Here is a 22,269-nt window from a genome sequence, read left to right as displayed (position 1 = left end):
CTCTCAGTACCCCCACCAGCCAGGATTCCCCCATGGGTGGGGAGGGCGGCTGAGTGCGTGGTCCTGCCGCATCACGGACTGCGTGAGGCGGTTCAGACAGTCCCCGAACCCCCCGGCGGCGCGTGGGGAGCTCCGGGCCGAGGTCACCACCGGCAGGTCGCAGGGGCGGCTCACACAGTGGCCCCGGCGCACCAGCTCCGCGACCAGGGCCTGGTCCTCGGAGAGGCGCAGGGCCTCGAAGCCACCACAGGCAAGATAGGCGGAGGCCCGCACCCCGAGGTTGGCCCCATGGACGTGGAGGTGCTCGTTGCCCCGGACGACCGGATAGGTGCGCGCGAAGTGCTCGGCCAGCTCGGCGGGGCGCCCGGACCAGTCAGTGACCTCGACGGTCCCCGCCACGGCGTCGGCGGTCCGGGCCAGAGCCAGCTGCGCCGCTATCCAGTGCTGCGGGACCACACTGTCGGCGTCGGTGAAGGACAGCCACAGGTCCTTCCCGGACCGGTGGTGCGCGAGTTCGAGCGCCAACTCCACGCCGGTACGCCGTACCGCTCCGACGTTGCGGTACGCGACCTCCACCACGTGGGCTCCCTCCTCACGGGCCAGCGTGGCTGTCGCGTCGGTGCAGTCATCGGCGACCACCACCACGCGGCGGTGCCACGGGGGCACCCCACAGTGGCGCAGGGAGTTCCGAACCGACCGCAGGCAGGCCACGATGGTCTCCGACTCGTCATGCGCGGGAATCACCACGGCGACAGCCTCCATCAGGCCAGCCCCTCGCGTTCGGCGACGGAGCGTGGCCCGCGCGTGTCGGAGCGCTCGTACACCGCGAGCATGAAGTCCCGTTCCACGTGCAGCACCGTCCGGTCCAGTCCCGGCACGGCGTCGAGTGCCCGGTGCACGTCGTCACCGGACCGGACGTGATCGTCGACCGGGTGTCGCCAGTGCACGGCGACGACCGTGCCGTCCCCGGTCAGCGATCGGGCGGTCCGGGCGAACACGGTCGCGAGGTCGGTGTCGTCGAAGTAGTAGAGGAGTTCGGAGAGCACCACGAGGTCGAAGTCTCCCCCGGGCCACTCCTCGGGGACCGCGGCGTGGACGACCTCCACGTGGTCGGCGCCGGTCAGGTCCCGTCTGGCCAGGGAAGCCGCCTCCGGCACGACCTCCCATGCCAGGACCTCGTCGCAGCGCTCCGAGAGCGCCTTCGTGAGCGCACCGATCGCGCACCCCGGTTCGAAGGCCCGCGCGTACCTCTGGCGGGGCAGCGACGCGATCGTGAGCGCGCGTTTGCGTGCCTCGTACCAGCGGCTCCGGAATCCCCACGGGTCCGTGGCCCCCGCGTACATGGAGTCGAAGTAGTGCCGTCCGACACTCACCGGAACACCACCTCCCGGTCCCGTCGGAAGTGCGCGAGCATTCCCTCATCGAGCACCGGCCGGTCCCGCGCCGACGGACCGGTCGGCTCGGTCTGCGTGGTGAAGGCGCCCAGCGCGCGTTCCTTGCGCCGCCGCGTGCCGGGGGGCAGGTCGATCCCCCGCGCCCGCTCCCAGGGAACTGACTCGTCCGCGGGACGGGCCCAGTGCCACATCCACACCGGATAGCTGACCAGCGTCGGCCGCCCCGGGCCCCGGACGGTTCTCGACGGCTGGACCCCGCCGCGGACGGCGTCTCGGGTCGCGAGGCCGGTGGCGCGGTGGTCAGGGTGCAGATCGCCCGCCCAGGACGTGACACAGAGCTGGGCGCCCGCGCACAGGTCCGTGAGGTGTGCGGTGAGGAGGGAACGGTGTCGCGTCACCTCACCGTCCGGGAGCCCCAGCCGCACGACACGCACGTCTCCGGCTCCCAGCATGGACAGCGCTCGCGCCCTCTCCTCTGCACGTGCCGCGACCAGGCCCATCGGGGCGAGGGCGCAGCCCTCGGGATGGGATCCCTCTCCGTCGGTGACCGCCACGACGGTGATCCGCGTGCCGAGCGCCGCCAACAGCGCCAGTCCCCCGCCGAATCCCAGCGTCTCGTCGTCGGGGTGGGGCGCGACCACGACCGCGTCCGCGATGCCCGTGAGAGCGAACGCGGGCAGCCGTCGCAGGAGGCCCCACTCCCGCCAGAGCCGTTCCGGGGTCCCCTCGGCGTCTATCGGGTGGACGCCGGAGCGCGTGTCAGAACTCATGGGGTACGTCCTCCTTCGTCGCGGAGAGCCCACCCAGCTCGGCCAGGTCGCGGTCGGCGTGGTGCTGCCGCAAGTACACGGCGAGGTCGGCGGCGGCGCGAGCGTACTCCGGGTCAGCGGCCGGCGGCCCCGCGCCCAACGCCTCGCCGGTCCGTCTCAGGACATCGCCGCAGACCCCGGCCACGACCGCTCGGGCGCGGGCCGTGCGGGGCGCGGCCCGTTCCAGGGCGTCCTCGGGGTCGGCGTCGATCTCGTCGGCCGCCCGTCCCAGGACCGCCGCGGCCGCGTGGAGGTCGCGGTCCACGCTCCCCCACGCCGTCCGTGTGTGGACGTCGGCCGTCTCCCGGGCGGCTCTTGCGGCCAGGGGAGCACTCACCGCCACCGCGCCGCCCAGCCAGCAGGCGGCCACCCCGGCGCCCCCGTGGTGGAAGCCGGGTCGTCGGACGTAGGCGCCCGGACTCCCGACCGCCTCGGCGGGGACGTCGTCGAACCCGAACGTCAGGGTGTCGCTGGCCGCCATGCCCGCGCTGGCCCACGTCCCCCCCACCGGTCCCGCCCCTGCCGTGGCGACAGCGAAGAGGCGGCGTTCGCCCTGGTCGACCTCGGCGCTCACCAGGGCGTGCGTGCACGTCCGGGCACCGGAGCAGAAGGGTTTCACTCCGCTCAACCGCCAGCTCCCGTCAACGGTCCGGGCCGTCACGTTGGGCCCGGGAGGGTGGGCCGCCCACACCCCCCACAGTTGTCCGTGCCGGGGCGGCGCGGCGCCGAGTTCGGCGAGGATCGCCATGGCGTCCACGTGTCCCTCCGCGAGCCTGGCCAGGGACAGATCCTCACGCGCCAGGTCCCGAAGCACCCGCCAGCGGCGCCGGGTGTCCCCGCCGCCCGGCAGGGGCAGGTCGAGGTCTCCGGAGCGCACGGCCCGGGCGAACGACGCCGCGACCCGTCGCCGGTGTTGCTCAGGAACGTCCTCCTCGCGTGTCCGCTCCCGGCCGTTCACCGGTGCGGGCGGAGTCGATTGGCTCATACGCCCTCCCTGGCCGCTCGTCGGGCCCGCACCCCCTGGCGACGGAGTGCGGACCTTCGCGCTCTCCACTGGCGAGTGACCCGGCGCCGGTCCCGCCAAACACGCGCGGAGGCGATCTTTACCCGGCACGGCCGGCTCGGCCGGTTCGGACCCGGTCACGGGTGGACGCGTTCGGGCCGCTCACGAGAGAGGATCCGCCACGCCACATGGCGGCCGGGGCGGCGCGCGGAGGTCCTCCTCGCGGGCTCCGAGCGGGTCCTTGTCAGCCCGCGGTCCCGCCCGTCCCACACCCGGGTCAAGGGAGCCCATCCGGCGTGAATCGCTCCAGAGGTGAACGAGCCCGCCTCCGAAGGGGTTGGGTGCCTCACTGCCACCACGCAGGCGGTCATGGCCGCCCAACAGGTCCACAACAACGCCTCAAGTCCTGACATGAGAGGTTCTCCCAAGTCTCCATCCAGGGCACTCTGGCCGTGACGTACCGCGCGCCGACCAGGTCGGCCGGGCCCCGCAGGCAGGCGATCCCGCCAGGAAGCAGCAGAACACCGCGCTTTGGCTCCACCGCCCACACGTGACTGGTTGTGAGGTTCACATGCGTCCGAACACGACGAGGTACGCGCCGGTGCCCTTCGACGGCTCCGGAACCGTGGAGGAACCGCCCGGGGACGCCTCGGCCGAGGAGATCCTCCTGGAGCTGCGGTCTCTGGAGGAGGGCAGCGCCGCCGCCGTCCGACTCAAGGAACGGATCGTGGCCCACTACCGACCACTGCTGAACCGGATCGCCCGACGCTACGGAGGCCGGGGCGAGGAGATCGAGGACCTGCGGCAGACGGCCCACCTGGGGCTGGTCAAGGCCATCCAGGGCTTCGACCCCGGCCGGGGCAAGCCCTTCGTCTCCTACCTGCTGCCCACGGTCACCGGGGAGATCAAGCGTCACTTCCGCGACCACACGTGGTCGGTGCACACGCCCCGCGCACCCCAGGCGCGCCGCCCGTTCCTGCGCCAGGCCAGGCAGGACCTGGAGCAACGCCTGTGCCGCCAACCGTCCAACGAGGAGATCGCCCAGGAGATGGGAGTGACGGTCGCCGACGTCGAGGAGACACTGCTGGTCTCGGAGGCCTACAACACGTTCTCGCTCAGTGCTCCGGATCCGCGCGGTGAGGAGTCGTCCAACGCCCTGGAACGGTACATGGGGGTCCGCGACCCGGGTCTGGACCTGGTCGTGGACCGGCAGGCGGCCCGCTCCGTCCTGACCCGGCTGACGCCCCGGGAGCGGCTCATCCTGCGGCGTCGCTACTTCGACGGCTGGAAACAGGCGCGCATCGCGGGCGAGGTGGGCTGCTCGCAGATGCACGTCTCCCGGCTCCTGTCAGGGGCCCTGGAATGGATGCGCGCGGAACTGTCCGAGGGGGACGCCCCGCCGAAGGGGAGCCCCCGTTCCTGACACCTGGCCCTGATCCTCGGCTGCTCCGCCGTCTTGGACAGCTCCGGTCAAGGACCCGCTGTCGCACAGGACCGGGAGAGCGTGTTCACCGAAGCAGGCGGGGGCGCGAACGCGCGACTCCATTCAGGAAACAACTGTTACCCTTACTCCATGCGTGGTCCCCGACTGCCTCCCCTGTGGCTCCTCCCCCTGGTGCTGGCCGCGTTCACGGTCCAGACGGACGATTTCGTGATCATCGGTGTGCTCCCGGCGATCGCCTCCGCAGTGGCCGTCTCGGAGACCGCCGCCGGACAGCTCGTCACCGTCTACTCCCTCGTCTACGCGCTCACCGCGCCCCTGTGGGCGGTCCTGTTCGCCCGGGTCCCCCGAAGGAGGGCGCTCCTGGGAGCGCTGGCGGTGTTCGCGGCGGCCAACGTCGCCGTCCCGCTGGTGGACGGCTACCCGGCGCTGATATCCCTGCGCGTGGTCGCGGCGCTCGCCGCGGCCGTGGTCCTGCCCACCTCCCTGGCCCTGGCGGGCACCCTCGCCCCACCGGAGCACCGGGGCCGCCATCTGGCCGCCGTCATGACCGGCCTGACCGGCGCGGTGCTGCTCGGCGTCCCCCTCGGGACGTGGATCGGCGCCCTGTGGGGTTGGGAGTCCACCTTCGTTTTCTGCGGGTTCCTGGGGCTGGCCGCTCTGGTTATGGCCGCCCTCGCCCTGCCATCGGTGGTCGTTGAGGAGGACCACCGGACGCTGACCGACCTGGTACGGCCCCTGGTCGACCGAACCGTGGCGGTCGTCCTCGCCGTCACCGTCCTGACCGTGGCCGGGAACCTCGCCTTCCAGACCTACGTCGCGGTGGTGCTGTCCGGACTCTCCGGCGTCACCCCCGTGGTGCTCGGCGTGCTGCTGGTGTGTTCCGGGGTCGGCGGGCTGCTGGGGGCGCAGGCCTCCGGGCACCTGGTGGACCGGATCGGGGCACTGCCCACCCTGCGGTGCTCCGTGGTGCTCTTCGCTCTCACGATGTCCGCGCTCGCCCTGCTCTGGCTGACCCGCCCGGCTCCGCTGTGGGTGGTGACGCCCCTGCTCGTGGTCTGGTCCGCCGCGGCCTGGGCCGTGCCACCGAGTCTCCAGACGCTCATGCTGGACCGCGCGGGCACGCGCGCCGCGTCCCAGGCGATGGCCGTACACAGCGGATCGGTCTACGTGGGGGCCGCCCTGGGAGGTGTCCTCGGCGGCGCGGCGGTCGCCGCGAGCCCCGGCCTGGTCCCGGTGGTGGCGGCGATGTCGGCGGGCGTGGGACTGCTGCTCAGCATCGCGTTCACCCGCGCCCCGGACCGGGTTGTCCACAGGCGTTAGGGGCGCCCCTTGCGGGGTTGCGTCCCATCGTCATACGTTTTGCCTGATCCATCGGGCTGGGCTGAACCAGGAGAGACATGAAGATCCTTGTCGTGGGTGCGGGAGCTGTCGGCGGCTACTTCGGCGGGCGCCTCGTCCAGGCCGGTCGCGACGTCGACTTCCTGGTCCGTCCCGCCCGCGCCGCCTTCCTGAGGGAGCACGGACTCAACATCCGCTCCGTGGAAGGCCACACCGAGAACATCCCCGTCCGTCCGGTGACCAGGGACGAGCTCACCGACGACTACGACCTCGTCCTGCTGTCGGTGAAGTCCTACGGCCTCGAGGGCGCCGTCGAGGACCTCGCCCCGGCGGTGGGCCCCCGGACGGTGGTGGTCCCCTTCCTCAACGGCATGCGCCACCTGGACGTCCTGGTGGATCGGTTCGGCCCGGACCGGGTGTTCGGCGGGGTGTGCATGGTGATGACCCGCCTGGACGAGGACGGCGGCATCGTGGAGGTGGGGAAGCTGGGTGAGCTCGTCTACGGCCCGCTCTCCGACTCCCCCGTGGTGGACCTGGACCGGGTCCACACTGCCCTGGAGGGGGCCGGGTACACCGCACGCCCCACCAAGGACATCCGTCAGGAGATGTGGGACAAGTGGGTCTTCCTGGGCAGCCTGGGCGCCGTCACCTGCCTCATGCGCGCGCCCATCGGCAGGGTCAACCGCGCCCCGGGCGGTTCCGAGTTCAGCGCGGGGACGTTCGCGGAGGCCATCACCGTGGCCACCGCCGCCGGGTACCCGCCCAGCGACCGGATCAGGGGGTTCGCCGACAAGGTCATCTCCGACACCGAACGCGACACCTCCACGTCCATGTACTGGGACCTGACCCACGACAACCCGGTGGAGGGCGACCACATCGTCGGTGACCTGGTCGTCAGAGGCCGCGAACTCGGGGTGCCCACCCCGCTGTTCTCCCTGGCCCACACGCACCTGAGCGTCTACTCGGCCGCGCGGGGTTGAGGGGGCGGCCGCCGGGGACGTCCCCGGCGGCCGATCCCGGTCAGCCCTTCAGCGCGCCCGCCATGAGGCCGCGCATGAAGTACCGCCCCAGCACCAGGTAGATGAGGAGCGTCGGCAGTGAGGCGAGCACCGCCGCCGCCATCTGCTGGTTGTAGGGCACCACCATGGACCCGGCCACGTTGTTCAGCTGCACCGTCACCGGCCAGCTGTTGGGCCCGGTCAGGAACACCGCGAAGAGGAAGTCGTTCCAAGCGGAGGTGAACTGCCAGATCAGTGTGACCGCGAACGCCGGTGCCGACACCGGCAGCACCACGTGGGCGTACGTGCGCAGCAGTCCCGCGCCGTCCACCCGTGCCGCCTCGATGAGGGACCCCGGGATGCTCGCGTAGTAGTTGCGGAAGATGAGCGTGCAGATCGGGATGCCGTACACCGTGTGCGCCAGGATGAGCGGGAACAGCCCGCCCATGAGCCCGGCGCTCACCAGCATCTGCTGGAGGGGGATCATCACCGCCTGGTAGGGGATGAACATCCCGAACAGGAACAGCGTGAACACCGTGTCCGCGCCGGGGAAGCGCCAGCGCGCCAGCACGTAGCCGTTCATCGAGCCGAGTACGGCCGAGATGACCGCGCTCGGCACCGCCATCAGCACGCTGTTCCACAGTCCCGGGGCCAGCGACGACCAGGCCGTCGACCACCCCTCCAGGCTCCAGTTGCGCGGCAGCAGCCACGCCTGGGCGGCGGTGGCCTCGTCGAAGGGCTTGAACCCGGTCACCGCCAGCACGTACATCGGCAGCAGGAACAGGGCCGCGAGCACGAACAGCACGGTGAACTTGACCGCCTGCCCGCGTCGCGTGGTCCCGGACGCGCCGCCGCCGGGGGCGACCACCCGCTCGGGTGCGCTCTGGGTCATCGGCCCTCGCTCCGTTCCTTGCGCACGGTCCACACCAGGTAGGGGATGACGAACACCGCCACCGCGAACAGCAGGTAGGACGCGATCGTGGCCCCCTTGGCCGGGTCGCGGACCTCGAAGACCATCGCCCACATGTACACGGCGGGGACGTCGGCGACGATCTGTTGGCCCGCCACCGCGATGATCAGGTCGAACACCTTCAACGACATGTGTCCCAGGATGATGACGGCGCTGAGGACGACCGGGCGCAGCTGCGGCATGACCACCCGCCAGTACACGCCCCATTCCGAGCACCCGTCCACGCGGGCCGCCTCACGCAGCTCCTCGGGCACCCCGCGGAACCCGGCCAGGAACAGCGCCATGACGTACCCGGCCAACTGCCAGACGGCGGGCAGCGCCATCGCCGCCATGCCGAAGTCGGGCGCGGTCCACCAGTCGTTGACCAGGAAGTCCATGTTGAGGTGGACGAACAGGGCGTTGAGCCCGGTGGCGCGCTCGGCGGGCGCCGGGTTCATGAGCCACCGCCACACGACACCGGTGGCGATGAAGGAGACGGCCATCGGGGCGAGGAAGAGGGTGCGAAACACCGCCTCGCCCCGGATGCCCTTGTCCAGCAGCAGGCCCAGGAGCCAGCCCAGGAACAGCGCGCCGCCGACGAACACCACGGTGAACACCACCGCGTTGCTCACGGCGGCGGGCCACCGGGCCTCCTGCCACAGCTGGACGAAGTTGGTCAGCCCCACGAAGGAGCCGTCCTGGATCGGGGCGTGCTTGTCGCTCAGGGCGAGCTGGGTGTTCCAGCCGATCATGCCGTAGACGAACACGCCGATGAGCAGAATCGACGGGGAGACCATCAGCAGGCCCGGGAACCACGTGCGGGCCCTGGTCAGTGCCCGTCGGAAGCGTGTCGGGTGCGCGCGGGTTCCCGGTACGGGACGTTTCGGGTGGCCGGGGCCGCCGTGCGCGGCGGCCCCGGGTTCTGTGGACGCGCTCATTCGGACTGGGCGGCCTCGTGCAGGGCCGCGTTGAGTTCTTCCAGGTCCCCGCTCTGGAGGTAGAGGCCCACAGCGGTGTCGATGTCGTTCTTCCACCGGTTGCCCACGGTCACCCCGTGCCAGAACGATCCCGCCAGCTGTGGTCCGGCCTGCCACTCGGCGAGGGCGGACTCCAGGTAGGGGCTGTCCGCGTAGTTGGCCGGGTCGGCGTCGGAGCGGGCCGGGATGGAGCCCTTGAGGGGGTTGAACAGGTCCTGGCCCTCCTGGCTGGCGACGAGTTCGAGCCAGGAGTAGGCGTTCTCCTCGTTGGGGGCGCCCGCAGGAAGGGTGAAGCTGTCCGAAAGCCACATGTACGTGCCGTCCGTTCCGGGGGAGGGAGCCCAGTCGTAGTCCTCTCCGGGGAGCGCTCCCAGTTCGTCGAAGTACCCGGCCGCCCAGTCGCCCATGACGTTGAAGGCGGCCTCGCCCTCGGACACCCGGCGCGATGCCTCCTGCCAGTCCTCGGCGGCCGACTCCTCCTGGGTGTGGGACATGATCGTCTCGAAGGTCTCCAGCGCCTCGGCCACCTCCGGGGTGTCCCAGGCGGCGCCCGGCTCCCACAGGGCGTTGTAGGCGTCGGTGCCCAGCGATCCCAGCAGCACCGACTCCAGCAGGTGGTCGACGGTCCACTGGGCGCCCACCGCCATGGGGATCGCGTCGGTCTCGGCGTCCACGGCCTCCAACGCCTCGACCAGCTCGTCCAGGGTCTCGGGCGGGCCCTCGACCCCGGCCTCCTCCAGCAGCGAGGGGTTGAACCACATCACGTTGGACCGGTGGATGTTCACCGGGACCGAGTAGACGCTGTCCTCGTAGGAGATCTGCTCGACCAGCTGGTCGGGGTAGGCCTCGCGCAGTCCCTGTTCGTCGAAGAAGTCGTCCAGCGGGGCGAGGTAGCCGGCCTCGATGTAGTCCTGGAGGGAGGCCCCCGCGTGCCCCTGGAAGGAGTCCGGCGGGTCCTGGCTCTGGAGCCGTCCCTCCAGCACGGCCTGGGCGTTGGTGCCCGATCCCCCGGCGACGGCGGCGTTGACGAACTCGATCCCCTCGTTCTGCTCCTCGAAGCGTTCGATGAGCGCGTTCAGACCGGCCTCCTCACCTCCGCCGGTCCACCAGGAGAAGACCTCGACCCGGTCTCCGGCCCCGCCTCCGCCCCCGCAGGCCGTGGCCAGGAGTGTGAGCCCGAGCCCCGAGGCCGCGATCGACCACCGCCGTGAACGCATACGCATCCCTCTCCGGGCGGCCGCCCCGTCCACGGTGACGCACCGCCCCAAGTGTCACAAGTCACCGAAAATCCGATTTCGCCATCCTTCGCAACCCCGGCGACCTAGGTCAAGGGCGGGGCGGATCACGAATCGGAGACGCACCCGCGGTGACGGGACACGCCGAAGCGACACTGTGAGCGGGATTCGTCGCGACCCTCGCGTGACCTGTGGTGTTCCGCCTGCCCGGCCCCGAAGCCGCCGGGCGCCCCGCACGGCACGCCACAGCGGTTGGCACAATCACGGCATGTCAGTCCTTGACCGAGCCGCCCTGCGACGCCTGGCGCTCCTCCCCCCGGCCTGTCTCCTCCTGTCCTCCTGCGTGCCCGACGGCGGTGCGGTGGGTGCCGTGGCCACCGGCCACTTCTCCGCGCGCCACCAGTTCCCGGTGGTCCTGGTGTCCTGGTGCGGGGAGAGTCCACCCGCGCGAATCGACCTCGCCTCGCAGGACCACGGCTGGCGGCTGAACGCCACCCGTGAGTTCGAGGGCGACCACCTGGAGGTGGACCTGGGGGCGCCCGGCGAGGACTGGACCATCACCGACCTGGACGGGGAACCGGCCTACCGGGTGGTGCCGGACTCCCCGGAGACCGAGTACACCCTGGGAGTGACCTCCGCCGCCGCGCTGGAGAACGACGCCGAGCACGACATCGCCACGCTGGGCTTCGACACGGAACTCCTGGCCGCCGACGACGGCGTGTACCTGGGCACGCACACCAGCGGTGAGGGGGCGCTCGTGGGCACCGACGAGTTCCCGCCCGAGTGCTGAGTCAGTGCGCGCCGGGCAGGTGGCGGCGCCAGGACACGGTGACGGCCAGGGCGCACAGGAGCGCCAGGCCCGTTCCGACCGCGAACATGGTCGGATACCCGAACCATCCGGTGAGCGCCGACAGGGCCGCGGGGACGAAGAACCCCAGGTAGGCGAGCGAGTAGTAGACGGCGGTCAACCCGGCCAGACGGTCGGGTCCCGCGATGCGCTGGACCTCCTGGAGGCCGGACACCAACAGCAGACCGTAGGCGGCGCCCAGCACCGCCGCCGCCACCAGCGCGGCCGGGATCGTGAGTGCGGCCGAGGCCCACACCGCCAGGGCCATGCCGACGGCGGCGATGCCCAGGGCGACGAGGATCGCGCGCGAGGACCGCGGGCTGTCCACACGCTTGGCCACCTGCTGGCTGAGGACCCCGCTGGCCAGCGCCACCATGCACAGCAGCCCGGAGAAGCCGACCTCGTAACCCGGCACCCGGTGGGCGAGCAGGTTGGGCAGGATCGCGTAGGCACTGGCGGACGTTCCGAAGACCCACGGTGCCATGGGCACGACCACCAGCAGGAACCGGCGGTGCAGTGCGACAGGGACTCGCAGGTCATCCAGGAGCCGGCCGGGCGCCCTCCCCCTGCCGTGGGTCTCCGGGACCCGCGGCAGGGCCGCCGCGAGCAGCAAGGTGATCACGATGTTGACCGCGTAGGGCAGGACGGCCGGCATCGGCGCGAACTGGGCAATGGCGGCCGCGACGACCGCGCCGAGCAGGAATCCGAGGGTGAGCGCGAGCGAGGCACGCACCGCCCCGGACCCGGCTGTGGCGCCGGTGTCGTGGGGCGGCTGGGACAGCTCCTTCACCCAGCTGGTGCCCACCGCCATGACCAGGCCGAGGGCCAGACCGGAGAACACGCGCCCGGCGAACAGCAGGGCGACCGACTCCGATCCCAGGGCCAGCAGCCCGCTGCCGATCACGCACAGGATCGGCGCCGGGAACAGAAGGGGGCGGCGTCCGTGGCGGTCGGAGAGCGGCCCGCCCACGAGGAGGGCGGGCACGATGCCCAGGACGTAGGCGCCGAGCAGGATGTTGACGACCTGCACGCTCATACCGCTCTCCAGGCGGTACATGACCAGGAGCGGAGTGAACTCGTTGCCGCCCCACGCGACGGCGAAGAGGGTGCCGCAGACGGCGAGCCAGCCCGGCAGGGCTCGGCGCCGCCCGGCTCCGGTCCGTGCGTGCGGGCTTGGTCTGTGGGCCTCGATCGTGGCCATGGCTGCTGCTGCTTCCTCGGAGTTCGGGTTCAGGGAACGGGGGGCGGGGGCGGAGGCGGTGTCACACGGTGGAGCCGTGGATGTCGCTCAGGTGCTCGGCGGTGGCCCGGGCGTAGCCCTCGGCGTCGCCCTCCTCGATGAGCCGGGCCAGCCCGGCGTGCTGCGCGAGGACGCGTTCGGCGCGGGTGGTGTCGTCGCTGATCGACTGCGTGGTCATGCGCCGGTGGCGGTCCTGGAGGAGCTGGTGGAAGCCCTGGAGGATCGAGTTTCCGCCCGCGGCCACCACCTCCCGGTGGAACTCGACGTCGGCCCGGGTGAAGGCGGCGAGGTCGTCCTCCTCCCAGGCGCGCCGCTGTTCCTCGGTCACCTCGCGCAGGCGTCGGACCAGCCGCTCGGAGCCGCCCGCCGAGGCGCACACGGTGCGGACCGCCGCGGACTCGATGATCTGGCGCGCCTGGAGGACCTCACGGAACTCGTGCGGCGGGACCGGGCGCACCATGGCGCCGCGTTTGGGGTACAGGCGCATCCACCCCTCTGCCTGGAGCTGGAGGAAGGCCTCTCGCACGGGGGTGCGACTCATCCCCAGTTCGGCGGCGACGCGGCCCTCGCTGAGCATGCTGCCGTCCTCGAACTCCCCGTCGAGGATGCGGTTCCGCAGGACGTTATAGGCCCGTCCCGCCGCCGACTCCGGCTCCGTGGCCGCTCCCACCACCGGTTCTCCTCCGCCGACACCGCTCGCGCTCACTGGACCTCCCGGGGGTTGGATACAACATAGATACTAGTTGTGTGCCAGCCTTCCCTGAGCCGGTGTTCCCTGTTCGAAGCGTCACAGGAGGCGCTTCCCACTGACGCCGAAGCCTCCCCTGCCCGCGGACTCACACACCACCGACACGAAGGAGGGGCGTCCGCCTGAGCGAACGCCCCCTCTCACGCCGTGACCGGCGGGATCAGCTCTGCCAGCTGCGCCAGAGTCTCGCGTAGCGGCCGCCGTCGGCGACGAGCTGGTCGTGGGTGCCCTCCTCCACGATCCGGCCCTGGTCCATGACGACGACGCGGTCGGCGGTCTGCGCCTGGGTGAGGCGGTGCGCGACCACCAGGGTGGTCCGGCCCTTGGTGGCGGCGACCGCCGCGTTCTCCAGACGGCGCGCGCCGGAGCTTCCCGCCTCGGCGGTGGCCTCGTCGAGCACCGCCAGGTCGGGGTCGGCGAGGACGAGGCGCGCGAGGGCCAGGTGCTGGGCCTGTTCGGCGGTGAGCGCGTGCCCGCCCTCGCCGACGACCGTCTCCAGCCCCTCGGGCAGGGCGCGCACCCATTCCAGGGCTCCGACTGCCTCCAGCGCGCTCTCCACCTCGGCGGGGGCGGCCTCGGCGCGGGCCAGGCGCAGGTCGTCCAGGAGGGTCCCGGCGAACACGTGGGTCTCCTGGCTCACCAGGAAGACGTGCTCGCGCACGCGCGCCTCGCCGAGTTCGTCCAGGGGGACACCGCCCAGGAACACCGTCCCGGAGGTGGGCGCCCGCAGACCGCTGACCACGGCGGCCAGAGTGGTCTTGCCCGCCCCGCTGGCGCCGACGAGCGCGACCCGTTCGCCGGGGGCGACCCCGAGGGTCACCCCGTCCAGCGCCTTGGGCGCTCCCGGCGCGTAGGCGTGGCTGACCGCCTCCACGCGCAGGGAGGTACCGGCCGGGCCCTCCTCGGGGCGCGGGTCCTCGGCCACGGGCAGGTCGATGACCCCGGCCAGCCGGGCCAGGCTCGCCCCGGCCTGCTGGACGTCGTTGAAGTTCATCACCAGGAACCCGATCGGGCCGAAGAGCCGGTGGAAGAACAGGGCGGCGGCGGTGACCATGCCGACGGTGGCGAGGTCGCCGCGCACCAGGAAGAAGCCGACGACCAGGACGGCGCCCAGCCCGACGAACTCCGAGCCGTTCATGCGCGCACCGAGCCGCGTGAAGAGGTAGAACACGTCGATGGTGAGTCGCATCGCGGTGCGTGAGCGGTCCGCGATGACCTGTTCGTGCTCCTCCTCCAGGCGGTAGGCGCGCACGGTGCCCCGGCCGCGAAGGGCGCCCATGAGCGCGTGCGAGCGCTCCCCCATGGCGATCCGTTCGCGCGCGTAGTAGGGGCCCGACCTCGGCATGTACCAGCGCACCGCCCACACGTAGAAGGGCAGGGCGGCCAGTCCGGCCAGGCCCAGACGCCAGTCCAGGGCGGCCATTCCGACGGTGGTGAGCACGACCATGGCCAGGGCGGTGACGACCTCGGGACCGTTGCGCGCGATGGCGTTGGTGACCACGGCGACGTCGTCGCCGACCCGCGAGAGCAGGTCGCCGATCCGGACCTTCTCCAGCCGGGCGGCGGGCATGTGCAGGACCCGCTCCATCACGCGTTCGCGCAGCCGGGCCAGGACGGTCTCGCCGACCCGGCTGACCTGCCAGGCGCCGAGCCCGACCAGGACGCCCCCGACCAGGGCTGCCCCGGCGATGAGCGCGGCCGACCGCAGGATCGCCTCCAGGCCCTCTCCCGCGGAGATGTCGTCGACCATCGAGCCGAGCACCCAGGGGGCCACCAGACCGGCGGCGCTTCCTCCGAGGACGGTGATCAGGGCCAGGGCGGTGGCCCAGGGAATGGACCTGAGCCCGTCGCCGAGGACGGCCCAGGTGCGCCGGGCGTCGGCGGTGGGCAGGAGTTCGGGACCGGGCGCCGCGGGCGCCTCGGGTTCGGTCTCCGGGGGTTCGGGCCTGGTGACGGGTTGCGTGCTCATCGCAGGATCGCCTCGCGGTAGTGGGGGTCGTCCTCGGCCAGTCGTGCGTGGGTGCCCTCGGCGTGCACCCGGCCCTCCCGCAGCACCACCACCCGGTCGGCGCGGGCCAGCAACGCCGGGCTGCTGGCGATGACCAGGGTGGCGCCGCCGGGTGAGCGCCGGGCGCGCAGGTCGACGGTGCCCTGGGCGATGGCGGCCTCCGTGACCGCGTCGACCGCGGTGGTGGGGTCGTGCAGAACCAGCACGGGCGGGTCAGCGAAGAGGGCGCGGGCCAGGGCGACGCGCTGCCGCTGGCCGCCGGAGAGGTTGGCGGCGCGGTCGGTGACGGGCCGGTCGAGCCCGTCGGGGTGGCCGCTCACCAGGTCCTCGGCGGCGGCAGCCGCCAGTGCGGTGAGAAGGGCGTCGTCCCCGGTGACGGGCGCGGCCGGGGTGGCGCGGTCGTCGCGGGAGGCGCGGCTGACGGCCAGGTTGGAGCGGAGCGTGCCCTCGAACAGGACACTGCCGTGCTCCTCCACCAGGACGGTGCGGCGCAGCGAGGTGAGGTCGAGGTCGTTGACCGGCTCGCCGCCCACGAGGGTGGATCCCCCCGCTCCGGCGGCACGGCCGGTCAGGAGGTCGACCAGATCCTCGGCGTCGCGCGGATCGGTGGCGAGGACCGCGACGAACTCTCCCTGGGCCACGGTCAGGTCCACGCCGTCGAGGTTGCGGTGGGTGACCCCGCGCAGTTCCACGGCGGGCGGGACCTCGGGGAGCGTGTCCGGGAGGAGCCGGTCACCGGGGGCGACGGCGTCGGGCGCGTTGAGCAGGCGCACGAGGCGCTGGGCGGAGGCGCGGGCGACGGCGAACATCTGGCCGACCATGCCCAGCGCCCGGACGGGTTCGGCGAGGAACTGCGCGAGACCGACCACGATGACGAGTTCGCCGATGGTCAGGTGCCCTTGGAGCGCCATCCATCCGGCGACTCCGGCGACGCAGGCCAGGAAGACCGCGCCGGCGGCGGTGACCAGGCCCTTGTAGAGGCCGTTGGTGGCGGCGGCGCCCACCGACGCGGTCAGGGCGACGTCGCTGGCCCGCCGGTAGCGCAGGGAGGCGTTGTGGCGCGCGCCGATGCCCATGAGGACCCGAAGACCGCCGACGAGGTCGGTGGCCATGGCGGTGGCGCGGGCGGCGGTGGCCTGTTTGGCCTCGGTGCGGCGGGTGATGCGGGCGGCGGGCAGACGCAGGAGCAGGAGCATCAGCGGGACGCCGAGCAGGACGCCGAGGCCCAGGGGCAGGTTGATGGTGAGCAGGACGACGGTGGTGACGACGATCGCGGTGACCTGGGCGATACCCACGGCCCAGGCGCGCACGAACGTGGAGGCCTGTTCCGCGTCGGACGTGGCCACGGCCAGGACCTCGCCGGAGCGCAGGCCGCTGCGTTCGCCACGGGGGTGCAGGACGCGCCGGGCGGACTCCAGGCGCAGCAGGTGGGCCTCGCGTTCGACGGCGTTGAGGGTGAAGCGGGCGCCGGAGCGGTAGGCGAGGGCCAGGCAGGTGAAGAGGAGGGCCAGTCCGCCCACGCACCAGAGCAGGGCGGTGGTGTCACCGGTGGAGACGGCGAGGTCGATGGTGAGGCCGATCGCCACCGGGACCAGTGCCTCACAGACCTGGTGGAGGGAGAGCAGGAGGACGCCGAGGGTCACCCGGGCCCGGTGGCGGCGCAGGGTACGCGCGCGCAGGGCCTTCGCGGTGGTGGGGACCGGTTCGGCGGCGACCGGGGTGGCGTTGGCGGTGGCCGCGGTCACGGGGAGACTCCGTTCGGGCTGGAGGACGTGGCGGCGAGTGGTCCCTGGGCCGTCAGGGGTGTCTCGGCCGGGGCCTGTTTTCTGGATGCTTTCGCAGGTGATGGCGGAGCCGCCACCGGTGCGAGCGGCCGCCTCCCCTACTGTGCGCCGCTACGCGGGATCCGCAGCGTGGCACAGCGGGGACCGGCGTTCTCTCGCAGGCCGTGGAGCGACGGCCAGCCCGGGTCGGCTGTCCGAGCTTCATCGGTGGAAGCGAGAGCACCCGGTGGTCGTCGGCGCGCAATGATCCAAAGAACAGGGCCCGGTCCAGCGTAGCCATCGGTGACACGACCTCCGACCACGGGATGACCTCTTTGTCGCAGATACGGGCATTGCCGAGCACCCATGGTATTGGTTAGCCTAACCTCACAACCCGCCGTCACTCCTCCGCGAAGGGTCACCCGCTTGCGTATCCAACCCCCGCGTCACCGCCAGATGATCCGTGCCCGGGTCGCACGCGCCGAGCGGACCACCGACCACTTCATCACCGTGACCGTCACCGGCCCGGAACTGGCCGGGTTCGAGTTCCTCGGCCGCGACCAGTGCGTGCGGGTCTTCCTCCGCCGCCCCGGGCAGGAACGACTGGTCCTGCCGGACGCCGAGGACGACGGCTGGTATCCGCAGTACCGCGACATGGGCGACGACACCCGCCCCTACGTCCGCAACTACACCATCCGCCGGTTCGACCCCCGGGCACTGGAACTCGACATCGAGTTCGTGGCGCACGGTGACGGCGGCCCCGCCTCGACCTGGGCGATCTCTGCCAGCGAGGGCGACGAGGTGGGCCTGTTCCCCGAGGGCATCTACTACCTGCCCCCGGCCGAGGCCGACTGGCACCTGCTCGTCGGCGACGAGAGCGCCGTGCCCGCCCTGTTGTCCATCGTCGAGCAGGCCCCGCGCGACCTGCGCGCCAAGGTCTACCTGGAGGTCCCCTCCCCGCAGGACGTGCGGCAGCTGGACGTGCCGCCGGGGGTGGAGGTGCACTGGCTGCCGCGCGAGGACGCCCACGCCACTCCGGGGCGCCTGGCTCTGGAGACGGTGAGCGCGGCGGACCTACCCGAGGGCCGCCCCTACTGCTGGGTGGCCGGGGAGAACGCCCTGCCCACCGGCCTGCGCCGCGCCCTGGTGCGCGACCGCGCCGTGTCCAAGGACGACATCACCTTCGTGGGCTACTGGCGCGCGGGCGTCGCCGGGGTCGACTGAGCACCCCGTTCCGGGGCCGCCGAGAGTGGCCCCGACCGCGTGTTTCACGCCACCCCTCCCCCACTGGTCACACCATCCCCAAGCCACGCTAATCTGGACCATCCCAGCTTAGGCAAGGCTAAGCTCATCATCGCCAGCGAGGTCCCATGAACCCCGGTCCGTCCACCCGCTTCGGCCTGGTCGCCGCCGGTGCCCTGTCCACGGTCCTGCTCGCCGCGTGCGGTGGCGGCGGCTCCGGTGCCTCCTCCGACTCCTCGGGCGAGGCCGCCGAGGGCTACCCCGTCACCGTCGAGACCCTCTTCGGCGACGTGGAGATCGAGGACCGGCCCCAGAACGTGGCCGCGCTCGGCTGGTCCGACGCCGAGATCGCCCTCGCCCTCGGCGTACAGCCGGTGGGGGTGGCCGACTGGCAGGCCTACGGCGGCACCGGCGTGGGCCCCTGGGCGGCCGACCTCTTCGACTCCGAGCCCTCGCAGCTGGGCACCATGGAGCCCAACATCGAGGCGATCGCTTCCCTGGAGCCCGACGTCATCCTGGACACGCGCTCCGACAACTCCCAGGACCGCCACGACCTCCTCTCCCCGGTCGCCCCCGTCGTGGGCCCGCCGCCGGAGGTCGAGGTCACCTACGGCACCACCTGGCAGCAGCAGACCCGCCAGGTCGCCCAGGTCCTGGGTGAGGAGGAGCGCGGTGAGGAACTGGTCACCGAGCTGGAGGGCCGCTTCGAGGAACTGCGCGGCGACAACCCCGAGTTCGCCGACCTCACCATCGCCGTGGGCGCCTACTTCGACGGCCAGTACGGGGCCTACGTGCCCGGTGACACCCGGGTGGACGTCCTCACCGAGCTGGGCTTCGAGTACAAGCCGGAGCTGGTCGAGATGGCCGACGGCGCCTTCTACACGGACCTGAGCGCCGAGCTCGTGGAGGAGCTGGACGCCGACCTCACGATCGTCTTCCCGATCGGTGACGCCGAGACCACCGAGTTCCTGAAGGAGGACCCGGTCCTCCAGGGCATCCCCTCCGCCGAGGCCGGGCGCCTGATCGTCCTGGACGACCCGGAGCTGGCCAACGCCTTCTCCAGCGGATCCACCCTGGGCATCAACCACGCGCTGGACGAGATCGTCCCCATCATCCAGGAGACCCTGGAGGACTAGTCAGCGCGGGAACCGGAGCGTTCCACCGAAGGCCTCGCGAGGGGTCGGGGTCGCCACCCCGGCCCCTCCTGCCGTTCCCAGGGGGTGGCCGTAGGATCCGGGTACACCTCCCCTCCGGGAAACGAGGAACGGATGTCCCACCCCCAGGCTCCCTTCGAACCGGCTCCACCACTACCCCTGGGCATCGCGTGCGCCAAGGTGATCATGCTGTTCCAGGCGCTGCCCGGCTTCTTGATCTGCGCCCTGTTCGTGTTCCGGTTCGTGATCTCCGTGTTCGCGGACTGGCCGCTGGTCCTGTGGCCCCTGGTATGGGCGTTCCCCCTCGCCGCTCTGGCCTCGGCCGCCTTCGGCCTGGCCATCGCGCTACAGCCCGGACTGAAACGGCAGTGGCGGGCAGCCCTGATCCTCCAGGGCGGCGTCGGCACTTTCTTCCTGGCTGCGGGAGTATCCTTTGTCGCCGCGGACAGCGCCACTGATCTCCTTACCACCCTCACGGACCCCTTCCTCTTGGCCGCGGCAGTCTGTTGGGCCACGTTCGCCCTCCTGCTCCTGCCCTCCTCACGCGCCCAGGCCTCGTCACCTCCGGAGGACGCGGCGTAGCGCGACGCGGCTCGCAGGCCCCGTTCATGATCGCCGTGGCTTTGGAGACCAAGGAGCACATTGGTGCTGGTCCCCACCCCTGCGATGACGGACCGAGCCCCCGCCCGTCCGTCACCCTCGCCGTGCTGGCCATCCATACGCGGGGCGTTCCGGATCCTGGCAGGTGTTTTCCCTGCCCCCTGGCGCACCCGGGCGTCGCGGAATCCCTCGGTTCGCCCTACCCTCGTCCGGGAAGCCGGACCGGCCCGAACCGGTACGGCTCAGAGGGAGGACCATGCACACCGAACACCACTGGACCACCACACCCCTGACCACGGAGTTCCTGTTCGGTGCCACCGAGTGGGAGCAGACGGAGCGAGGCCTGATCCCGCACCGGCTGCCCGCGCGGGCACGCGCCCAGAACACCGAACCGCTGCTGGCGTTGGCCGAGTCCCAGCCTTCGGGCGTGCGGCTGCTCCTGCGCACCCGGGCGACCGTGATCGAACTCGACGCCCTGCCCACCAAGCGGGTCCACGCGGGTCTGCCCACGCGCCCGGACGGGGTGTACGACCTGCTCGTGGACGGCCGACTCACCGCCCGGACCACCGTGTCCGGCGGCGACACCCTGACCTTCGACATGGCCACCGGCGCCGTGGACCACCGGCCCGGACCCGTGGGCACGGCCCGTTTCACCGACCTGCCCGACCGCGTCAAGGACGTGGAGATCTGGCTTCCGCACGACGAGTCCACGCGACTGGTCGCCCTGCGCACGGACGCCCCCGTCGAGCCCGTCCCGGACCGGGGCCGCCGGGTGTGGCTGCACCACGGCAGCTCCATCAGCCACGGTTCCGACGCGACGAGTCCGACCTCGATCTGGCCCGCCGTGGCGGCCGCGAGCGAACCCGTGGACCTGGTCAACCTGGGGCTGAGCGGCAGCGCCATGCTCGACCCGTTCACCGCGCGCGCCATGCGGGACGCCCCGGCCGACCTGATCAGCGTGAAGATCGGCATCAACCTGGCCAACGGGGACATCATGCGCATGCGTGCCCTCGGCCCGGCGGTGCACGGTTTCCTGGACACCGTCCGCGAGGGGCATCCCGACACACCGCTGTTGGTCGTCTCACCGATCCTGTGCCCCATCCAGGAGCACACCCCGGGCCCCGCCGCCTTCGACACCGAGGCCCTGCGCGCCGGCCGGAAGCTGTTCCGGGCCACCGGCGACCCCGGGGAGGGCGCCTCGGGCAAACTCACGCTCTCGTCGATCCGGGAGGAGCTGTCCCGGATCGTGCGCGAGCGTTCGGTGGAGGACCCGCACCTGTCCTACCTGGACGGGCGCGACCTCTACGGCGAGGCGGACCACGCGGAGCTGCCACTGCCCGACCGCATCCATCCGGACACCGCCGCGCACCACCGCATCGGCACCCGGTTCGCGGAGCTCGCCTTCGGCGCCGGCGGGCCCTTCGCCCCGGTCAACGACGCCGCCTGAGGCCGGGGCGGACACGGCGGACCGGGACGGACCGGAGCGGGTCCGGCGAGCTATGCTCGCTGGGCCCGGCGGATGCGGGGCGGGCACGAGAGCCGCCCCGTCCGTGTCCGACGACCGAGCCCGCGCGCCCCGGGTGGCGCGGCCGAAGACCCACAGGAGTCCTCCCGTGACCTCACTCCCCGACCTCGACACGATCGTCTTCGACGTCCTCGGAACCATGGTCGACGAGCCCGACGGGATCAGGCGCGGCATCCGCACGGCCCTGCCGAACACCGACGGGGAGGAGGTGGAGCGGCTCCTCAAAGTGTGGTCCGAGCACGTCGAGGGCCGCCAGCGCGAGATCCTCGCGGGCGGTGTCCCCTACGCGAACGGTACGGAGCTCGTTCTGGAGGCGGCCGCGCGCGTGGCGGCCGAGGCGGGCATAGACGACGATGAGGCGGTCCTCGATCTGGCGAACGCCGCGCTGCGCCTCGAGCCGTGGCCCGACTCCGTTCGGGCGCTGGAGCGGATCGCCTCGCGCTACTCGGTGGTCGGCCTGTCCAACGCCAGCGGTGCGGCACTCACCCGCGTCAGCGCGCACGCCGGGCTGCGCTGGCACCGGGCGCTCACCGCCGAGGACGCTCGCTCCTACAAGCCCCACGCGGACGTCTACCGGCTGGCGGTCGCCAACGCGGAGTGCGCTCCGGAGCGCCTGCTGATGGTCGCCGCCCACGCGTGGGACCTGCGCGGCGCGCGTGAGCTCGGCCTGCGGACCGCCTACGTCGAACGCCCGGGCGGAGACCCGCCCGCCGAGACCGACTCCTTCGACCTGACCGCGAGGAGCCTGGACGAGCTGGCGATCCAGCTCAACGCCGTCTGACCCTTCCCACCAGGACCGATCCGCCCGTCGGTGGTCCCGTGCCCGCGGTTCGAACGAACCCGTCGGCACGGGACCGCCGACGGGCCCTTTCGTGTGTCCGGTCGGCTCTCCTTCTCCGAAGTGGACGCGAGTGCCCAAGTCTGTGCTTAGAATGAAAACCGTTTTCATATCCACTCGTTCCCCGCCCTCACAGGAAGGGAGATCGGATGCGGCA

Annotated in this window: 20 protein-coding genes; 9 read left to right on the top strand and 11 right to left on the bottom strand. The window is 72.0% G+C overall.

The window, feature by feature from the left end; translation table 11 throughout:
• Positions 1–3: 3 nt before the first annotated feature.
• Genes ADX84_RS13780 through ADX84_RS13765 form a run of 4 tightly spaced genes read right to left on the bottom strand, consistent with a single transcriptional unit; the run spans position 4 to position 3,188 of the window.
• Positions 4–762, bottom strand: coding sequence for a glycosyltransferase family 2 protein (locus tag ADX84_RS13780; protein WP_049573368.1), 759 nt, complete (start codon positions 760–762; stop codon positions 4–6).
• Positions 762–1,373 (bottom strand): SAM-dependent methyltransferase, encoded by a 612-nt coding sequence (locus ADX84_RS13775; protein ID WP_082206491.1) that lies wholly within the window; start codon positions 1,371–1,373, stop codon positions 762–764. The genes ADX84_RS13780 and ADX84_RS13775 overlap by 1 nt, the downstream gene beginning before the upstream one ends.
• Positions 1,370–2,164 (bottom strand): PIG-L deacetylase family protein, encoded by a 795-nt coding sequence (locus ADX84_RS13770; RefSeq protein ID WP_049573365.1) that lies wholly within the window; start codon positions 2,162–2,164, stop codon positions 1,370–1,372. The genes ADX84_RS13775 and ADX84_RS13770 overlap by 4 nt, the downstream gene beginning before the upstream one ends.
• Positions 2,154–3,188, bottom strand: coding sequence for an acyl-CoA dehydrogenase (locus ADX84_RS13765; RefSeq protein WP_234003960.1), 1,035 nt, complete (start codon positions 3,186–3,188; stop codon positions 2,154–2,156). Before ADX84_RS13765 ends, ADX84_RS13770 begins: the two co-directional genes overlap by 11 nt.
• A gap of 589 nt (positions 3,189–3,777) precedes the next feature.
• Between ADX84_RS13765 and ADX84_RS13760 the strand changes: the two genes are divergently transcribed.
• The 3 genes from ADX84_RS13760 (at position 3,778) to ADX84_RS13750 (ending at position 6,968) form a co-directional block, all read left to right on the top strand.
• Positions 3,778–4,629, top strand: coding sequence for a sigma-70 family RNA polymerase sigma factor (locus tag ADX84_RS13760; protein WP_049573358.1), 852 nt, complete (start codon positions 3,778–3,780; stop codon positions 4,627–4,629).
• Between the two features lie 150 nt (positions 4,630–4,779).
• Positions 4,780–5,970, top strand: coding sequence for an MFS transporter (locus ADX84_RS13755; protein ID WP_049573354.1), 1,191 nt, complete (start codon positions 4,780–4,782; stop codon positions 5,968–5,970).
• Positions 5,971–6,047: 77 nt separating this feature from the next.
• Entirely contained in the window at positions 6,048–6,968 is a 921-nt protein-coding gene (locus ADX84_RS13750; protein WP_199776590.1) for a ketopantoate reductase family protein, read from the top strand.
• A gap of 40 nt (positions 6,969–7,008) precedes the next feature.
• On the opposite strand, the gene ADX84_RS13745 is transcribed toward ADX84_RS13750, so the two are convergent.
• Genes ADX84_RS13745 through ADX84_RS13735 form a run of 3 tightly spaced genes read right to left on the bottom strand, consistent with a single transcriptional unit; the run spans position 7,009 to position 10,129 of the window.
• Positions 7,009–7,878, bottom strand: a complete 870-nt coding sequence (locus ADX84_RS13745) for a carbohydrate ABC transporter permease (protein ID WP_017547151.1) — start codon at positions 7,876–7,878, stop codon at positions 7,009–7,011.
• Entirely contained in the window at positions 7,875–8,873 is a 999-nt protein-coding gene (locus ADX84_RS13740; protein WP_049573351.1) for a carbohydrate ABC transporter permease, read from the bottom strand. Before ADX84_RS13740 ends, ADX84_RS13745 begins: the two co-directional genes overlap by 4 nt.
• Positions 8,870–10,129: an ABC transporter substrate-binding protein gene (locus ADX84_RS13735; protein WP_049573346.1), complete on the bottom strand. Its 1,260-nt coding sequence runs from the start codon at positions 10,127–10,129 to the stop codon at positions 8,870–8,872. Before ADX84_RS13735 ends, ADX84_RS13740 begins: the two co-directional genes overlap by 4 nt.
• 286 nt (positions 10,130–10,415) lie before the next feature.
• Between ADX84_RS13735 and ADX84_RS13730 the strand changes: the two genes are divergently transcribed.
• Positions 10,416–10,937: a hypothetical protein gene (locus tag ADX84_RS13730; protein WP_049573343.1), complete on the top strand. Its 522-nt coding sequence runs from the start codon at positions 10,416–10,418 to the stop codon at positions 10,935–10,937.
• A 1-nt stretch (position 10,938) separates the two neighbouring features.
• Here the strand turns inward: ADX84_RS13730 and ADX84_RS13725 are convergent, their stop codons facing one another.
• The 4 genes from ADX84_RS13725 to ADX84_RS13710 all read right to left on the bottom strand — a co-directional run bounded on the left by ADX84_RS13725 (position 10,939) and on the right by ADX84_RS13710 (position 16,735).
• Positions 10,939–12,195 carry an MFS transporter gene (locus ADX84_RS13725; RefSeq protein ID WP_049573340.1) on the bottom strand — a complete coding sequence of 419 codons (1,257 nt, stop codon included), beginning with the start codon at positions 12,193–12,195 and terminating at the stop codon, positions 10,939–10,941.
• Between the two features lie 61 nt (positions 12,196–12,256).
• Positions 12,257–12,940 carry a GntR family transcriptional regulator gene (locus ADX84_RS13720; protein WP_049573336.1) on the bottom strand — a complete coding sequence of 228 codons (684 nt, stop codon included), beginning with the start codon at positions 12,938–12,940 and terminating at the stop codon, positions 12,257–12,259.
• 202 nt (positions 12,941–13,142) lie between these two features.
• Positions 13,143–14,951, bottom strand: coding sequence for an ABC transporter ATP-binding protein (locus ADX84_RS13715; RefSeq protein ID WP_049573332.1), 1,809 nt, complete (start codon positions 14,949–14,951; stop codon positions 13,143–13,145).
• Positions 14,948–16,735, bottom strand: a complete 1,788-nt coding sequence (locus ADX84_RS13710; protein ID WP_049573329.1) for an ABC transporter ATP-binding protein — start codon at positions 16,733–16,735, stop codon at positions 14,948–14,950. The genes ADX84_RS13715 and ADX84_RS13710 overlap by 4 nt, the downstream gene beginning before the upstream one ends.
• A gap of 474 nt (positions 16,736–17,209) precedes the next feature.
• Between ADX84_RS13710 and ADX84_RS13705 the strand changes: the two genes are divergently transcribed.
• The 5 genes from ADX84_RS13705 to ADX84_RS13685 all read left to right on the top strand — a co-directional run bounded on the left by ADX84_RS13705 (position 17,210) and on the right by ADX84_RS13685 (position 22,055).
• Positions 17,210–17,977: a siderophore-interacting protein gene (locus ADX84_RS13705; RefSeq protein ID WP_199776592.1), complete on the top strand. Its 768-nt coding sequence runs from the start codon at positions 17,210–17,212 to the stop codon at positions 17,975–17,977.
• Between the two features lie 146 nt (positions 17,978–18,123).
• Positions 18,124–19,131, top strand: coding sequence for an ABC transporter substrate-binding protein (locus ADX84_RS13700; protein ID WP_049573326.1), 1,008 nt, complete (start codon positions 18,124–18,126; stop codon positions 19,129–19,131).
• Between the two features lie 132 nt (positions 19,132–19,263).
• Entirely contained in the window at positions 19,264–19,731 is a 468-nt protein-coding gene (locus ADX84_RS13695; RefSeq protein ID WP_049573321.1) for a hypothetical protein, read from the top strand.
• 274 nt (positions 19,732–20,005) lie between these two features.
• Complete coding sequence (locus tag ADX84_RS13690; RefSeq protein ID WP_049573318.1) at positions 20,006–21,196, top strand: GDSL-type esterase/lipase family protein; 1,191 nt, start codon at positions 20,006–20,008, stop codon at positions 21,194–21,196.
• A 166-nt stretch (positions 21,197–21,362) separates the two neighbouring features.
• Positions 21,363–22,055: a haloacid dehalogenase type II gene (locus ADX84_RS13685; RefSeq protein WP_049573314.1), complete on the top strand. Its 693-nt coding sequence runs from the start codon at positions 21,363–21,365 to the stop codon at positions 22,053–22,055.
• The last annotated feature ends 214 nt before the right edge of the window (positions 22,056–22,269 follow it).

Origin of the sequence: Nocardiopsis sp. SBT366, from assembly GCF_001083815.1 — a bacterium.
Taxonomy (GTDB): Bacteria; Actinomycetota; Actinomycetes; order Streptosporangiales; family Streptosporangiaceae; genus Nocardiopsis; species Nocardiopsis prasina.
This window is presented reverse-complemented; position numbering and strand designations above follow the sequence as displayed.

What these genes read in the sequence shown, in the direction of transcription:
- ADX84_RS13780 (WP_049573368.1), bottom strand. Translation starts at nt 762, where the DNA reads ATGGAGGCTGTCGCCGTGGTGATTCCCGCGCATGACGAGTCGGAGACC.
- ADX84_RS13770 (WP_049573365.1), bottom strand. Translation starts at nt 2,164, where the DNA reads ATGAGTTCTGACACGCGCTCCGGCGTCCACCCGATAGACGCCGAGGGG.
- ADX84_RS13765 (WP_234003960.1), bottom strand. Translation starts at nt 3,188, where the DNA reads ATGAGCCAATCGACTCCGCCCGCACCGGTGAACGGCCGGGAGCGGACA.
- ADX84_RS13760 (WP_049573358.1), top strand. Translation starts at nt 3,778, where the DNA reads ATGCGTCCGAACACGACGAGGTACGCGCCGGTGCCCTTCGACGGCTCC.
- ADX84_RS13755 (WP_049573354.1), top strand. Translation starts at nt 4,780, where the DNA reads ATGCGTGGTCCCCGACTGCCTCCCCTGTGGCTCCTCCCCCTGGTGCTG.
- ADX84_RS13750 (WP_199776590.1), top strand. Translation starts at nt 6,048, where the DNA reads ATGAAGATCCTTGTCGTGGGTGCGGGAGCTGTCGGCGGCTACTTCGGC.
- ADX84_RS13745 (WP_017547151.1), bottom strand. Translation starts at nt 7,878, where the DNA reads ATGACCCAGAGCGCACCCGAGCGGGTGGTCGCCCCCGGCGGCGGCGCG.
- ADX84_RS13740 (WP_049573351.1), bottom strand. Translation starts at nt 8,873, where the DNA reads ATGAGCGCGTCCACAGAACCCGGGGCCGCCGCGCACGGCGGCCCCGGC.
- ADX84_RS13735 (WP_049573346.1), bottom strand. Translation starts at nt 10,129, where the DNA reads ATGCGTTCACGGCGGTGGTCGATCGCGGCCTCGGGGCTCGGGCTCACA.
- ADX84_RS13730 (WP_049573343.1), top strand. Translation starts at nt 10,416, where the DNA reads ATGTCAGTCCTTGACCGAGCCGCCCTGCGACGCCTGGCGCTCCTCCCC.
- ADX84_RS13725 (WP_049573340.1), bottom strand. Translation starts at nt 12,195, where the DNA reads ATGGCCACGATCGAGGCCCACAGACCAAGCCCGCACGCACGGACCGGA.
- ADX84_RS13715 (WP_049573332.1), bottom strand. Translation starts at nt 14,951, where the DNA reads ATGAGCACGCAACCCGTCACCAGGCCCGAACCCCCGGAGACCGAACCC.
- ADX84_RS13705 (WP_199776592.1), top strand. Translation starts at nt 17,210, where the DNA reads ATGATCCGTGCCCGGGTCGCACGCGCCGAGCGGACCACCGACCACTTC.
- ADX84_RS13700 (WP_049573326.1), top strand. Translation starts at nt 18,124, where the DNA reads ATGAACCCCGGTCCGTCCACCCGCTTCGGCCTGGTCGCCGCCGGTGCC.
- ADX84_RS13695 (WP_049573321.1), top strand. Translation starts at nt 19,264, where the DNA reads ATGTCCCACCCCCAGGCTCCCTTCGAACCGGCTCCACCACTACCCCTG.
- ADX84_RS13690 (WP_049573318.1), top strand. Translation starts at nt 20,006, where the DNA reads ATGCACACCGAACACCACTGGACCACCACACCCCTGACCACGGAGTTC.